The sequence below is a fragment of the Mycobacterium sp. genome (assembly GCF_965230835.1).
In the GTDB taxonomy this organism is placed as follows: domain Bacteria; phylum Actinomycetota; class Actinomycetes; order Mycobacteriales; family Mycobacteriaceae; genus Mycobacterium.
In genome coordinates, this window is the sequence record NZ_CBDDLW010000002.1 from 2,327,099 (window position 1) to 2,340,631 (window position 13,533).

Sequence of the window (13,533 nt, forward strand, 5' to 3'; positions counted from 1 at the left end):
TACAAGCTCTTTACGGATCGATGCTGGATCACGCCGCTGTTGGTGAACATAGGTAGCTATTGTGGCTAGTGGTCGCGTCCACTGCCAGTAAAGGCGCTAGCAACTTCCCGTTACCGAGCACACCTGAGTTCTTTGTCGGGTTTCTTTGTTGCTGCAGCGCCGCGGCGGGCGTGTTGTGTATGAAATTACCTGTGGTTCGCCGGCCCCGCAGGGGCTAGGGCGTGAATGCCGATCGAGACGGCACTGCCTGCAAGGCGGGTCAGGGCGTGACGATATTAAAGGTGTAGTCGGGTTCTTCAAGAAACCCGAACAGCTGCACAAGTGCCTCGTGGTCCCCATCGAGCGCGAGCACACCGGAGGCCAACGCATCGGCAATGTCCACGGCGCCAGAGAGGATGTCGACAAGGCTGCGGTGTGTGAGACGTAGGGTCGCGGCGGCATCGGGATCAGCGCCGGGATGGTGATGCAATGCACCGTGCTCGAGCCCCAGAACCCATTGCTCACCGATGTCGGTGAAGTTCCAGTTGATCGTCAATGTTGTGCCATCGGCGCGCGGCCCGTCCAAGCGGACCGCGAGAGAGTCGAAGATCATGTCGATCGGCATGGCCTGCAGCATCCCGAGTGGTGCGCCCTCGGCACCGGTGTTCCGCCCGCTGTTTTCGTCTCGCAGCTCGTAGGCGCCGGTGAGGTAGAAGTTGCGCCACGGACCTGATTCGGCCTGGTAACCCAGCTGTTCGAGAGCGTCGGCCTGCAGCTCCCGAGCCTGCCGATGCTCCGGGTCTGCGAAGATGACATGGTTCACCAGCTGCGCCACCCAACGGTAGTCGCCGGTTTCATATGCTTTGCGGCCGAGGGCGACCACTCGGTCGGCGCCACCCATGGCTTCGACGTAGCGCCGGCTGGCGTACTCGGGCGGGTGAGGTTCCAGATTGGCCGGGTTGCCGTCGAACCAGCCAAGGTACTTTTGGTAAGTCGCCTTGACGTTGTGGCTGACTGTTCCGTAGTAGCCGCGATTATTGAAGTTGTCGGCCAAGCTGGGCGGGAGTTTGAGCCGCTCGGCGATCTCTGTGCTTGTCAGTCCTTGGTTGGCCAAGCGCATCGTCTGATCGTGCAGGAAGCGATAGGTGTCCCGCTGGGCACGAAGGTACGCCGCGATCTGTTCGCGCCCCCAGACCGGCCAGTTGTGCGATGCGAAGCACAGGTCGACCTCGCCGGCCATGGTCAGCAGCGACTCGTGAATGTACTTGCTCCAGGCCAACCCGTCGCGGATGTGGGCTCCCCTCAGCGTGTAGAGGTTGTGCATGACGCAGGTGCAGTTCTCGGCCATGCACAGAGCCCGCAAGTCGGGAAAGAGGAAGTTCATTTCCGCCGGCGCCTCGGTGCCGGGAGTCATCTGGAATACGATGCGCACCCCGTCAATCACCCGTTCCTCGCCCGTGACGGAGATGTCGTCAGTCGGTGCGATGAGCGCCGATTCGCCGTTCCTCGGGAGAGTGCGGCCAAGGCCGCTGCCGACCACACCGCGGGGATCTGCCGGCAGCAGCCCGCCATACATATAGGCGGCTCGGCGCAACATCGCGGGCCCCGCGATCACGTTCTCCTTAACTGCCTCCTCCACAAACCCCTTAGGCGCGATCACCGGCACGCCCGACGCGACGTCATCGTCGTCGATCACGCCATAAGCACCGGCGAAGTGGTCACCATGACTGTGTGTGTAGATGACAGCCATCACAGGGAGTGTCCCGAGGGTACGGTTCACCAGGTCCAGCGAAGCACGAGCGGTTTCGGTGGTGGTGAGCGGATCGATAACAATCCAGCCCGACCCACCCTGGATAAAGGTGATATTTGAGATGTCGTAACCCCGAACCTGATAGACCCGATCGGCGAGCCGGAAGAGTCCGTGGATGTTGTTGAGCTTCTCCTGCCGCCACAGGCTCGGGTTGACGGTGTCAGGTGCATCGCCGTCGATGAAGCGGAACTGGTCCATATCCCAGACGACGCGGCCGGTCTGCTTGTTGGTGAGGACGAGGCTGTCCTCTTGCACGAGATGGCCGCGGGTGTTGCGTTCCTGGTCGGACGGCTCGTCGAGCGGCAGCTGGGCAGCCACCGCGGTATTGGCGTCGCGTGTGTGGCCGGAAGCGGGCTTGCGCATGGTGTTTTCTCCGAAGTTCATGGCGACTCAGACGGTGACGACTCGAGTCGCGATCGGCGCGAGTTCGGCTTCGGGCAGCAAGTACCGTGCCAACAGAATGCTCTCCGAGCGGCCTTTGGTATCCAGCCAGTTGCCGCCCCCCGGATCATCGGGCCCGACCAGCATGGTGATGGTGCCATCCGGGTTGCGCTGCGCCTGAACGTCGTTGATGCAAACAGACTGGCCGTCTCTGAATTCTGGCGACTCCAACCACCAGTTATTGAGGTGCACGCTCCAATAGCGACATGGGGGCGGGTCGAGCCGGAGTTCGAGCGCCTCGCCGGGGGCAAGCTGGACATAGCAGAGCTGGTAGTAGTTGTGCGGCGTACCTGCCATCTCCGACACCAACTCGGCGGCCGCCGCGTCCATCCGGTTGGGGCGCCCGCGCAGCTGCTCGGCCAGCCGAACGGTTGCGGCGTTTCCCCAGAGCAGGCCCGTCGTGATCTGGCTCAGGGATTTAGCCAGGTTGTCGGCGCTCGGTTCCGGCCGGTGCGCCGGTGCCGGCGTAAGCCGCTCCACGTTCCATGACGCATGCTCTCCGCCGGCGCGGTCGTGCCGGTATTCCCGGATGATGACAAAGGCGCCATCGTCACCGAGGTCGAGCCAGTTCGAGTTCCGCGCCGGCCCGCCGACGATGAGTTCCAGCGTGCCATCGGCAGCGATCTCGATCTCGCCGTCGTGAAGATCGGACACGACGCGTTCGGTGACAGCGGCACGGTAGGCGGTGAACGAGATGTAGGCGGCATCGCCTCGGGTTCCGGTCAGCCGGTAGGTGTGGCGGGGTGAACGTTGAACTGGCGGTAGATGGTGTCGGGGCAGTCGGCGAAAACCTTCCGAGTGGGCGACTCTGGATAGAACAGCTCCGGTTGCGCCGCAGCCGGGAACTCGATCTCTTGCTCTTCGCGGTAGGAGAGCTGACGCAGGACGAAGCGCAGCCCGTCGACTTTGTCGGCATCCGTCGGTGCCGACATGATCGCCTGGGCTCCGATACCGCGGAGCTCGTCGATGAACTCGGCCCATGCAGTCGTGAGTTTCTCGCTGGTAGGCGTCGCCGGTTGGATTGCCATGGTCTCTCCTACGGCTGTGTTCCCTCGTCGCGGTAGCCGAACGTATGCCACGGTATCGGCCAACCAGTCTGGCCATTTGGATTTCTGAGGACTTCATCGTTGGCTTATCGGGAGCCGACCGCGATAGCTGTTGAGGCCGGGTGCGCCCAGACCGCCTCGATGACACCGCCCAACACCAGGCGCGGCGTCCGGTCGCCGTGACCAGACCGTGGTTCGTGGATCTCACGCCGCCTGCACGAATGCCGTCTTGTGCAGCCGAAAAAGGTGTAGTCAACGACATCCGTTCCTGCCGCTGGACCCGCAGCGGGTGCACAGCGCAACGACGATCGGGATGTAGATAATAAACATCATTCGTCTATTCATAGCGCGGCCGAAACGTTGCCCGAACAAGCCGGCCCCTGGCCGCGTCCGCGACAGCGAGCGCCACAGCACCACGACGGCGTCCCTGCGTCGCGAACGGCAGAAATGCGTTTTATTAGGCTAAATCGACCCTGGAACGAACCGTGGATTCCACGCTTACCACCCAGAACGCGGACAGCAGCCCAGCATGTGCGAATTGCCTCACCCATCCCAGTCGTGTAGACATACATAATCTATTGTCTACCAGGTACGGCCTGGTGCCGCGACGAAGGGACGCATCATGAGATGGGTGGGCGACAGACCGCTGCGTGTCATCCAGTGGACGACCGGGAACATTGGCCGCAGGTCACTGCACGCAATTATCGAGCGCGACGACATGGAACTTGTCGGCGTGTTCGCGCATAGCGCCGACAAGCTGGATACGGATGCGTCCGAGTTGTGCGGACGTTCCGAACCAACCGGCGTACTGGCCACCAATGACATTTCGGAATTGCTGGCGCTGCGGCCGGACGCCTGCTGCTACAACCCGCTGTGGCCAAATGTGGATGAGTTGGTCCAGCTGCTTGAGGCTGGGGTCAATGTTGTTTCGACGGCTGCGTGGATAACTGGCACCAAACTGCCCCGGGCCGAGCTAGCTCGTATAGAGGAGGCTTGCCGGGCGGGCGGCTCCACCATGTTTGGAAGCGGAGCGCACCCGGGCGTAACCAACGCCGTGGCCCTGGTTCTGAGTTCTGCCTGTGAGACAGTCGACGAGATACGAATCACCGAATCAGTCGATTGTTCGACCTATCGTTCGGCCGGCACCCAAACAGCCATGGGCTTTTCGCAGGATCCCTCCACCCCGGGTCTGGCAGAGTCCGTACGTCGTGAGAGCGAGGTATTCGCCGAGTCAGCGGCGATGATGGCCGATGCGCTCGGTGTCACCATCGACAAGTTCACCTTCGACGTTGACTTCACAGCGGCCACCGACGACACCGACTTGGGCTTCATGACTATCCCGAAGGGCACCGTAGCCAGCGTATTCGGCTATCACCGCGGTTGGGCAGGCGACCGCAATATCGTCAATGTCGGATTCAACTGGACCATGGGCGATCACGTGACCCCACCGAAGCCGCTGGCGAACGGCCACGTCATCCAGGTGTTCGGCATGCCGAATATGCGCACCGTCATCCATTGCTTGCCGCCCAAGAACCACGGCAACCCGGAAACGTGGATGGAGATGGGAATGATCTACACGGCGCTTCCTGTCACCAACGCGGTGCCGATGATTGTCGATGCACCGCCCGGGATTGTGACGCTGGCGCAGTTGCCGCCCGCGACCGGATACGTCAAGCCCTAGCGTGGGAAGCTGTCGCTAACTAGGGCGCTGTGGATCTGGCTGACGTTGACCCAACCCGGGCAGCAGAAACTCGGAAACATACGACCGCAGCTGCTCCCGGTCATCCACGTCGACGACCTCACTGGGCATCGTGCACAGCGAAAGCACCAGGCGAGCGAGCCATTCGGCGGCCCAATCGAGCGGGAGATCTAGCCGCACCTCGCCACGCTCCTGGGCAGCCTCCGCGTAGCGCCGCCAAGTCGCCGACAGCCATGGAATGTAATGCTGCATGCCTATCTCGGTGACAGCGGCGAACGCGTCAGGTTCGGTTTCGCGGAGCTTGTCAATCAGTGGACGATGCTGCATTTTGCGGGCGAGCAGAACTGCTTCGACGACAGTATCGACCAGGGTCAGCGCCGCCCGGACGCGCGCACCTTCAGACTCCCAATAGGTTCGATCCATCCTCACCATGACGACCCCGAACAGTTGAGTCTTGTCCTGGTAGAGGCGATACAGCCACGCTCGCGAAACACCGGCGGCAGCGGCGACCGCGGCCATCGTCGTCCCCCGGATTCCTTTGTCACGAAGACACACTTCGGCGGCGTCGAGGATCCGGGCGCGGTCGCCATGTGACGGCACGAGCGGTTGCGCCGCGCTTGTCGTCATGGGCCACATTGTGCCGGAACAGATGCGCCCCGCGACAATACGAGCCGCCTCTGACTAATGATCTTCCGCATCAATTTCGGCAGTTCGTAGCACGATGCCAGGGCAAACGCGGCGCAGGAACAACAAACAGACGAATTTTGCGGAACCGCAAAATATCAGGTCGGGCCTGGCTACCTTGGGCTCAATGGCCAACGAGGACCGGGGCGGAGAACAACAATGTCTTATGTAATAGCGGTTCCGGAGTTGCTGGCCTCGGCCGCAACGGAGTTGCAGGGAATTAACTCGGCGCTGAGTTCGGCGAATCTCACCGCGGCGATTCCGACGACTGCTGTGCTGGCCGCCGGTGCCGACGAGGTGTCAGCGGCGATTACGGCACTTTTTGTCGAGCACGGGCAGGCCTACCAGGCATTAAGTGCGCAAACGGCGGAGTTTCACGCCCAGTTCGTCCGCACCTTGACTGGCGCCATGGGTGCCTACGCCACTGCCGAAGCGGCTAACGCTCTGCCGTTGCAGGCGGTGCAGCAGCAGGTTCTGGGGGCGATCAATGCGCCTACCCAAGCCTTGTTGGGACGTCCACTGATCGGCAACGGCGCTGACGGGGCGCCGGGGTCTGGGGCAAACGGCGGCGCTGGCGGAATTTTGTTCGGCAACGGCGGCAATGGCGGGTCTGGTGGTGCGAATCAGGTCGGCGGCAACGGCGGAAGTGCCGGGCTGATCGGCTTCGGCGGCGCCGGTGGTGCCGGTGGGACCGGCGCCGACGGCATCCGGGTCGCGCCGGCGGGTGGCCGCGGCGGCAATGGCGGACTGCTGTTCGGGGCTGGCGGCGCCGGCGGGCAAGGCGGGGCCGCATTCGCGACCGGTTTCGCCGGCGGCGCGGGCGGTGCCGGCGGATCGGCCGGGTTGTTCGGTGCCGGTGGTGTCGGTGGCCTCGGCGGCGTCGCGGGTACCGGCGAAAACGGCAACAACCCCGGCGGTGCGGGGGGTAGCGGTGGTGCTGGCGGGGTGCTGTCCGGTGTCGGCGGCGCCGGCGGTGTCGGCGGCGCCGGCGCGGTTGGCGCGGCCACCTCATTCGCCGGCGTCGGTGGTGCTGGCGGGGCGGCGGGGCTGTTCGGTGACGGTGGCGCTGGCGGCATCGGGGGCACCGGCGATCCGGCCGCCGGTGCCATCCTTAGCGGTGACGGTGGTGCCGGCGGTACCGGTGGGTTCTGGTTCGGTGATGGCGGCGCTGGCGGTGCCGGCACCGGGGGGACCGGCGCGACCTTCGGCGGTGACGGGGGTGACGGCGGCGCCGCTCTGGGAATCGGTGCCGGCGGTGCCGGTGGGGCCGGCGGCGACGGCCCCGTCGTTGGCGGTGACGGCGGCAACGGCGGCAACGGCGGACAGTGGTTTGGGATCGGCGGGATCGGCGGTGCCGGCGGTGACAGCAATCCGGCCGGTGGCGACGGCGGGGCCGGCGGCGACGGCGGCTGGATAGGTGCCGGCGGAAACGGCGGAAACGGCGGGGCCGCCGATCTGGTCAGTGGCACAGGCGGTACCGGTGGCATTGGCGGGGATGCCGTGCTGATTGGCGACGGCGGCACCGGTGGAAACGGTGGCGCCGGTTTCACCCCCGCCCCTGGTGCCTCCGGTGGCGCCGGCGGACAATTGTTCGGCGACCCAGGTTCGTCTGGCGCATCCGGCTGACCCGAAAACCGAACTGGATCGCACCGATAGTCGGTGTGACCACCGGGCGCAGCACCCGGAGTACGGCACTTCGAGTCCGAGCGCACGGTGCAGAGTCGCAGACGATGCCGCGGGCCGAAAACCGGTACTCGGGCCGGTGTCATGCCTGCGTGACTTCGCTGGCAAGTCCTGTATATAGCGCATCAGAGCTGCGAAACGTTGCTGATCAGAACGGATTTCAGCTTTGCTACTCTCTTTTCATGCCCCGAAAGTTTAGCGACGAACAAATTGAGGAATACCTCGATAGCCGGCCGAGCTGGGCGATGCTCAGCACCATCGACAACGATGGGTTTCCGCACACCGTTCCCCTGGGATATTTTCGCCTGGGCCGCGACATCATCATGGGTGTACGCGATGGGACCCGCAAAGTTGCCAACGTCGACAACAACCCGAACGTCAGTGTCATGCTCGAAGACGGCTCCACCATGGCGGATATCCGCGGCGTACTGTTTCAAGGCCACGCCCGCATCGTTCGGGAACCAAGCGAAGCACTTCAGCTCTCCAGAGAAGGTGCCCGGGCGCGGGGCGTTCCCGAGGCCGAGTTGCCCACCGCACCCAAGCCAGGCGTTGCCTACATCCGCATGACACCGTTAAAAACTTTGTCCTGGGATTACGCAAGTTAGTCACCGGCCTAGGCCGAGCTGGAAGCTCAGAATCCAGTCTGGGCGCCGTAGCGCAGCTTGAGCAGGCCGCTGGCCATGCAGCCACCATCGCCATAGCCACCAAAGCGCAGTTCTGCCGACGTCGGCTACAGCGCTCTATGCGGGAGCAATGGGGCTGCGGCTGGCTGTTTTCTTTGCGGCGGCAGCACCTGCCGGCAATCCGATGTCTGGAATTTTGGGCGCTACCCATCGCCGAAGGTAGGCACGCAGGTCTTCGCCGAGGCGGGGTGGGCGGCCGGGATCGACGATGAAGGATTGCAGAATCCGCAACATGTGCTCCACCAATTCGTTCATCTCGGCGTCGCCCAAACCCACACTGGGCCAATCGATATCGAACTGTTCGACGATCAGCCGGCCGACGGAGAGAGCCACATCGGAGGTAACCGCGGCAGGCGCCGCACCTGACGGGCCGGGCGAAATCAACAAGCTCAGGTATCGATCATGTGGGAGGCGCTCGAGCGCGTACGCAATTCCTTCGACGACCGCCTCGCCTGGATCGTGGACGCCGGTCAGCTGGATCCGTAGGTCTTCGAGAAAGGGGCCTGTTGCGCCAATCGCCGTGGCGGTCAGCAAGGCCTCGGTGCCCGGAAAGTAGCGGTAGACGGTCTTGCGGGTCACCCCGAGTTCACGGGCTACGTCGGCAATGCTGAAGTCACGTCCGCGGCGGTCAATGGTGCGCTTGGCCGCTGCAACGATCCGTTCGACCGCCTCCTCATCGGACGCCGGCGTCGCGCCTGACCAGCCATGGGTACGCATCAGTCTCCCTAGCATTGCTCGATGTGACGGCACTGCCATCACGTTAGCTTGCCCCCACAACCCATTGACTATCCACTTGGCTTCATGTGTATCCTCAAGTGCGGCAGGTTCGTGGCAAGCGCACATCTCCGCTACCGCACGCCTCGTCGCCAACCGAGATCGAGGAGGCTAGATCCCATGCTCGACAAAGTGATTACCGCCGCGATAGCCACCTACATCGTTCTGGGTGTGGGGTTCGCGGTCCTGCAGGGCGGTACTGCCATGCCGCTTGTGGCGGTGATTGTCGTGGTCGCCGCGATTGTGGTGGGCCTGTTAGGCCATATGGTCAAACACCTGGGCCCGAGATTGGCCGTCGTGTTCTTCGTCACGGCCACGGTGGTGGAGTGGGCGTTCGAAGAATCCAATATCCAATTCGGCGGGTTCATCTGGGGAGACCTGCGCTACGGCGAGATACTTGGGCCGCATCTGGGCAGCGTCCCGGTCGCGGTCCCGTTGGTGATGGCAGCGATCCTGTGGCCTGCCTACGCCTGTGTCAACCTCGTTCTCGATGGTCGCGTGGTCGTCGATCCGCGATCGATGCCGTGGTGGCAAACACTATGGCGCTTCGCTTTGTATGCCATGGTTCACGCCTCATACGCGTTCGCCTTCGACGGGTTATGTCGGCAGTGGGGCATCTATCAGTGGGTTGGCAATACCTTGAGTACGTATTCGTCGGCTGACTTGTTCTTCGGTGACCCCAGGCTGCCGTGGGGTTGGGCGATCTGGGTCGTGATGGTCATGGTGATCTTCTTCGCTCTCACGAAGTTGCGGACGCTGGGACAACACATCGCCGACACCGGCACGCGGCGACTTACTTGGGCAGATGCGGCACCGATCGTGTTCCTAGCCATGGCCTGCGTGCAGGTCTATCTGCAGGCAGTCAACGATGCGGTCGGCAACGTCACGCTGTGGACGCTCGGGTTTTTCGCCGCGCTCGTCGGCTACAAATTCGTGGCCATCCTGCGTAGCCAAATGCCCGCCGACAACACCGCAACGGCCGACCGGCAACTTACGATGACCTGAACACGCATAGTGAATAGCCGCCTGCGGCGAACGATCAGCGACACTCTGGGCGCAGGAAAAACACGTTCGCCTGGTGAGCCGCTGGAACACCTCGCTAACCAGAGAACTCAGTGACCCCCACCCGCGGCAATGAAGCGCCAGAGTCCACGTGCGAACCTACAAAAGTGTAGATTCTCACCTTCAGCTGCATTTGGCCGTGGCCGCGACTTCGGGGTATTCGATTGGTCTCACGCTGGCTTCACCAGCATTCGTCTCAAGAATCGCTTCATTTCCTACAACCACATACAGGATCGGAGGCACGCAGCACGCGCTGTGAGAGAGGAGATGACACGCCGCGACCTGGCAGCCGATCCGATTTCCGGGAATCGCCGATGACGCTAAGAGCCAAGATTCACAGGGGTAGCCCGGCTCAGCTAAGCGGACGTGGTGATCGTCGGCGGTAACCGGTCAAACCAGTCGAGCACCGCGCGTTCGTAGGTCAGCCCGAAGTTCAGGGTTGCCAGTAGATAGGGGTCGAGGTCATCGGCTGTCGCTTGTTCAGCGTTTGCAATTTGTTGTTCGTAGCCGGCTAGGCGCTGTGCGTGCACCTTGCGGTGTGTGGTCAGGAATGCGGTGAGCTTCTCTTTGGGCAGATGCCGGCCGAAGGCAACGGTGAGCAGCAACGGGAACCGGATCGTTTCTGGTCCGGGTTCTCGGTCTAACCATGCTGCGAATGCGATCCGGCCAGCGGGTGTAATTGTGTAGGGCTTGCGATCGCGTCGCCCGGGTTCACCAGCCTCTACCAGGCCGGCTTCGGCCATTGCGGATAATTCTCGATAGACCTGGCTTTGGGTCAGTGACCAAAAGTCCCCGATCACAAGCTGCGCAGCGACAACGAGATCCCAGCCAGTCAACGGTCCGTCGTGTAGGAAGCCGAGCAACGACGCGGAAGTGGCGTTGAGTGGACGGTCGCCGTTCATTACGTCTCCCAATCGTTGTTGAACCGTTGGCGTCTTTTCCGCCGGGATCAGACATTGACATTCCATTGTGTCAGGTTCACGCTAAGAACGAGACAACCTAGCAATGTGTCATGTTACGACCAGCGGCTCCTCCCCTTCGCTAGTTTGCGCCTACACCATCCCATCAGCATGGAAGGGAACCGTATGCCTGAATTGCCTTGGAGTACTGGCCAATACCGTGCCGATACTGAACTGCACGTGCTGACGTCACGTTTGCCGCTGACCAACTACCGCGATATCCCCCGGTTCCTGCGCTGGACTTTCAAGATCCGTAAGCAACTGCGCAACGACCCCGGATGCGCCGGAAATAGCCTAGACGCCAGGCTTCTCACCAAGACGTTCTGGACGCTGTCCGCCTGGGCCGATCGGGAAGCGATGATGCGCTTTGTTCACAGCGGCCAACACGCAGCCATGCTCGCCGACATGGCTGGAAGGGTCGGGAATCCAAGCTTTGTCGACTCGACCGCCCGGCAGGCCGACCTACCGCTTGATTGGAACTCCGCCCGGACTCGCATCGCCGAATACACCTAACGTACGAGGCAGCGCAGCGTTGTCAGCCCTGCACAATCACAGGAGGAGGGGCGCTGGGTATGAATCTGCAAGTTGCAAGTAGTACCTGCTGGAACTGCTCATGCAGGAAGTCGAGAAGTACAACGAGAAAAACCAGATGGTCAAACTCCAACTTCAGAACAGCTGCACGCCTGTGGACGATCTACCACCGTGACCCGATGTATGCCTGCGGCGAACAGCCGCCTACCCCGCGTGCGGAGTCGCACGCGTCCTGGGCGTCAGCCTTGTGATCAAAGCACCGATCAACACCCGGCCCTTCGGCAAACCACTCACCGGTATCGAGCTGCCCGACGACGTACTCGCCAGACCTGTACAGGCCCGGCCGTTCCCGCGCCCATTTCATCGGTCGCCCAACTTCATGTATCAACGATGTGAGCCTGCGAACCGCGTCGCCATTGTCCTCGGCTAAGACCGCAACAGGTGCGGCCACCCCACCATCTTCAGGAACCGCGTAGACGGTGATCAGCCAACCGAGGGCTGCCGGTATTCCGTATGTGTCGCAATCTGTTTCAACCACAATCAATCGGGTGCCAACGCGAACCGCATCCGGCCACTGGTCGCAACCACAGCACCACGGCTCGCCGAGGTTACCGCTGGCCCGGATGGCACAGCGCACGATCTCAGCCGCGCGGGTCATCCGAAAAACTTAGCGGGGAAACCCGCCATCCTTAGCGGCGGGAGGAAACACGTCAAGTTTGTTGCGAAGCCGGCAGCGCGGTCGGCGCGTCTCACGTTCGCTTGACAAGTGCGGTTCAGGTGCAGTCAATCGTGAGAAAGTGCGGTGAAACTTGAGTACCTGCAAATGTAGGTTCTCAAGTTCCGTGCCATATTGCGATGCGCTGAACTGCGGTTATGGAAGTTTTCTCGCGTGATGTCATCGGTCTTTTGTCTCAAACTCGTGTCATTTCTTCACTATCGGGTGTCTTCAGTTCCTCACACCACACGGCCGCACGCTGCAACTTGAGACCATCCGCGGCTAATCTGAAGTGCCGGTGTGGCTCTGGTTTAGATGAAGGTGGTTTCGAGGTGGAGGTGTTCTTTGGCGAATTCGATGTAGTTTCGGTCGTCGAAGACCATGTGGCCGGCCCCCATGTGGATGTCGCGGAAGCAGCGCTGGATTCTGCTCGGGTTTCTCATCCCGTCGCTTCCTGATGCGCCCCATGCGAAGTCGACCGCTTCCACTGCGACTTTGGTGGTGTAATTGGCCGCTACCTTCGTGGCGCGCAGGCAGGAGTTGATTTGTTCGGTGTCGTGGTTGGCTTCGATCGCGGCGGTGGCGAGTTCGTAGGTGTGCAGGGCGTGGGTTCGTGCGGCATCGACCGCGGTGGCATGTTGGCCGTAGTCGCGTTGGAAGGGCTGTTGTTCGATGAGGGGTGTTTGGCCGAGGCGGGCGCGTCCGTTCTTGGCGATGTCGCGGACTTCGGTGAGGGCGCGGCGAGCGACGCCGACGGCCCAAGCGACGGATCCGATGGTGGCCAACGGAATTGGGCCGATCCCGTAGAGGGGTCCGCCTGATTGCCGGCTGGCCGCTCCGGGCTGGAACATGGTCCAGGTGGTGTCGGCCGGGACGTGTTGCTCTGGGATCTCGAAGTCGTAGCTGCCGGTGCCGCGCAGACCCATGACGTCCCAGTTGCCTTTTAGTTTGAAGCCGTCGGGTGGGACGAGGAAGCCGATGATAGGCGGTGTGCCGTCGGCCGCCATCGGAGCCATCTCGCCGTCGCGCATCACGAGTGCGGCGCCACCCATGAATTGGGCGTGTCCTGAACCGCTGCCGAATTTGTAGTTGCCGGAGATCATGTACCCACCGTCGGTTTGGTGGGCGATGCCCAGGGGGGCGAACATGCCGGCGCCCGCGCGAAGGTCCGCGAATCGTTTGGCGGCAACGGGGCTGACGAACGCAAGGTATGAGCCGACGGCCGTGTTCTGTGCGAAGGCCCAGCCGACGGACCCGTCTGCATAGGAAAGTTCTTCGCAGACATCGAAGATCTCGGACGGGGTGGCTTCGTGGCCACCGAGCGATTTCGGTGTCATGAAGTTGAAGAGCCCGGCGCCCTCGAGCGCGTCGACGATACGCGCCGACATGGTGCCGGCGGTTTCGATCGCGTCAGCTTCGGCCTCGATGAGCTCGCGCAGGCCACGGGCGGTCTCGTGCAGGGTCATA

13 protein-coding genes are annotated in these 13,533 nt (G+C 62.5%); 5 read left to right on the forward strand and 8 right to left on the reverse strand.

Annotated features, from left to right (window positions below):
• Positions 1 to 259 precede the first annotated feature (259 nt).
• The 3 genes from ACO07W_RS11045 to ACO07W_RS11055 all read right to left on the reverse strand — a co-directional run bounded on the left by ACO07W_RS11045 (position 260) and on the right by ACO07W_RS11055 (position 3,258).
• Positions 260 to 2,173, reverse strand: coding sequence for an alkyl/aryl-sulfatase (locus tag ACO07W_RS11045; protein WP_421843131.1), 1,914 nt, complete (start codon positions 2,171 to 2,173; stop codon positions 260 to 262).
• Between the two features lie 6 nt (positions 2,174 to 2,179).
• The gene (locus ACO07W_RS11050) at positions 2,180 to 2,884 is read right to left on the reverse strand and encodes a DUF1214 domain-containing protein (RefSeq protein WP_421843133.1); all 705 of its coding nucleotides are present in this window, start codon (positions 2,882 to 2,884) and stop codon (positions 2,180 to 2,182) included.
• A 68-nt stretch (positions 2,885 to 2,952) separates the two neighbouring features.
• Positions 2,953 to 3,258, reverse strand: coding sequence for a hypothetical protein (locus tag ACO07W_RS11055; RefSeq protein ID WP_421843135.1), 306 nt, complete (start codon positions 3,256 to 3,258; stop codon positions 2,953 to 2,955).
• Between the two features lie 649 nt (positions 3,259 to 3,907).
• Here ACO07W_RS11055 and ACO07W_RS11060 point away from each other — a divergent pair.
• Positions 3,908 to 4,957: a dihydrodipicolinate reductase gene (locus tag ACO07W_RS11060; protein ID WP_421843137.1), complete on the forward strand. Its 1,050-nt coding sequence runs from the start codon at positions 3,908 to 3,910 to the stop codon at positions 4,955 to 4,957.
• A 15-nt stretch (positions 4,958 to 4,972) separates the two neighbouring features.
• Here ACO07W_RS11060 and ACO07W_RS11065 read toward each other — a convergent pair whose 3' ends face one another.
• Positions 4,973 to 5,602 carry a TetR/AcrR family transcriptional regulator gene (locus ACO07W_RS11065; protein WP_421843139.1) on the reverse strand — a complete coding sequence of 210 codons (630 nt, stop codon included), beginning with the start codon at positions 5,600 to 5,602 and terminating at the stop codon, positions 4,973 to 4,975.
• A 216-nt stretch (positions 5,603 to 5,818) separates the two neighbouring features.
• Between ACO07W_RS11065 and ACO07W_RS11070 the strand changes: the two genes are divergently transcribed.
• Together ACO07W_RS11070 and ACO07W_RS11075 are read left to right on the forward strand one after the other, a co-directional pair.
• Complete coding sequence (locus ACO07W_RS11070) at positions 5,819 to 7,285, forward strand: PE family protein (protein WP_421843141.1); 1,467 nt, start codon at positions 5,819 to 5,821, stop codon at positions 7,283 to 7,285.
• A 149-nt stretch (positions 7,286 to 7,434) separates the two neighbouring features.
• Entirely contained in the window at positions 7,435 to 7,947 is a 513-nt protein-coding gene (locus tag ACO07W_RS11075; RefSeq protein ID WP_421843143.1) for a pyridoxamine 5'-phosphate oxidase family protein, read from the forward strand.
• Positions 7,948 to 8,082: 135 nt separating this feature from the next.
• Here ACO07W_RS11075 and ACO07W_RS11080 read toward each other — a convergent pair whose 3' ends face one another.
• Positions 8,083 to 8,742, reverse strand: a complete 660-nt coding sequence (locus tag ACO07W_RS11080) for a TetR/AcrR family transcriptional regulator (RefSeq protein WP_421843145.1) — start codon at positions 8,740 to 8,742, stop codon at positions 8,083 to 8,085.
• Between the two features lie 177 nt (positions 8,743 to 8,919).
• Between ACO07W_RS11080 and ACO07W_RS11085 the strand changes: the two genes are divergently transcribed.
• Complete coding sequence (locus tag ACO07W_RS11085; protein ID WP_421843147.1) at positions 8,920 to 9,804, forward strand: hypothetical protein; 885 nt, start codon at positions 8,920 to 8,922, stop codon at positions 9,802 to 9,804.
• Positions 9,805 to 10,217: 413 nt separating this feature from the next.
• Here ACO07W_RS11085 and ACO07W_RS11090 read toward each other — a convergent pair whose 3' ends face one another.
• Positions 10,218 to 10,763, reverse strand: a complete 546-nt coding sequence (locus tag ACO07W_RS11090; protein ID WP_421843149.1) for a PadR family transcriptional regulator — start codon at positions 10,761 to 10,763, stop codon at positions 10,218 to 10,220.
• 183 nt (positions 10,764 to 10,946) lie between these two features.
• Here ACO07W_RS11090 and ACO07W_RS11095 point away from each other — a divergent pair, with 183 nt between their 5' ends.
• Positions 10,947 to 11,333 carry a hypothetical protein gene (locus ACO07W_RS11095; protein WP_421843151.1) on the forward strand — a complete coding sequence of 129 codons (387 nt, stop codon included), beginning with the start codon at positions 10,947 to 10,949 and terminating at the stop codon, positions 11,331 to 11,333.
• Positions 11,334 to 11,514: 181 nt separating this feature from the next.
• Here ACO07W_RS11095 and ACO07W_RS11100 read toward each other — a convergent pair whose 3' ends face one another.
• Together ACO07W_RS11100 and ACO07W_RS11105 are read right to left on the reverse strand one after the other, a co-directional pair.
• Positions 11,515 to 11,889, reverse strand: a complete 375-nt coding sequence (locus ACO07W_RS11100; RefSeq protein ID WP_421843153.1) for a hypothetical protein — start codon at positions 11,887 to 11,889, stop codon at positions 11,515 to 11,517.
• 488 nt (positions 11,890 to 12,377) lie between these two features.
• The gene (locus ACO07W_RS11105) at positions 12,378 to 13,532 is read right to left on the reverse strand and encodes an acyl-CoA dehydrogenase family protein (protein ID WP_421843155.1); all 1,155 of its coding nucleotides are present in this window, start codon (positions 13,530 to 13,532) and stop codon (positions 12,378 to 12,380) included.
• Between the last annotated feature and the right edge of the window lies 1 nt (position 13,533).

Excerpts from the sequence above, each read along its gene's own strand:
- ACO07W_RS11045 (WP_421843131.1), bottom strand. The coding sequence starts at position 2,173 with ATGAACTTCGGAGAAAACACCATGCGCAAGCCCGCTTCCGGCCACACA.
- ACO07W_RS11055 (WP_421843135.1), bottom strand. The coding sequence starts at position 3,258 with ATGGCAATCCAACCGGCGACGCCTACCAGCGAGAAACTCACGACTGCA.
- ACO07W_RS11065 (WP_421843139.1), bottom strand. The coding sequence starts at position 5,602 with ATGACGACAAGCGCGGCGCAACCGCTCGTGCCGTCACATGGCGACCGC.
- ACO07W_RS11070 (WP_421843141.1), top strand. The coding sequence starts at position 5,819 with ATGTCTTATGTAATAGCGGTTCCGGAGTTGCTGGCCTCGGCCGCAACG.
- ACO07W_RS11080 (WP_421843145.1), bottom strand. The coding sequence starts at position 8,742 with ATGCGTACCCATGGCTGGTCAGGCGCGACGCCGGCGTCCGATGAGGAG.
- ACO07W_RS11085 (WP_421843147.1), top strand. The coding sequence starts at position 8,920 with ATGCTCGACAAAGTGATTACCGCCGCGATAGCCACCTACATCGTTCTG.
- ACO07W_RS11090 (WP_421843149.1), bottom strand. The coding sequence starts at position 10,763 with ATGAACGGCGACCGTCCACTCAACGCCACTTCCGCGTCGTTGCTCGGC.
- ACO07W_RS11095 (WP_421843151.1), top strand. The coding sequence starts at position 10,947 with ATGCCTGAATTGCCTTGGAGTACTGGCCAATACCGTGCCGATACTGAA.
- ACO07W_RS11105 (WP_421843155.1), bottom strand. The coding sequence starts at position 13,532 with ATGACCCTGCACGAGACCGCCCGTGGCCTGCGCGAGCTCATCGAGGCC.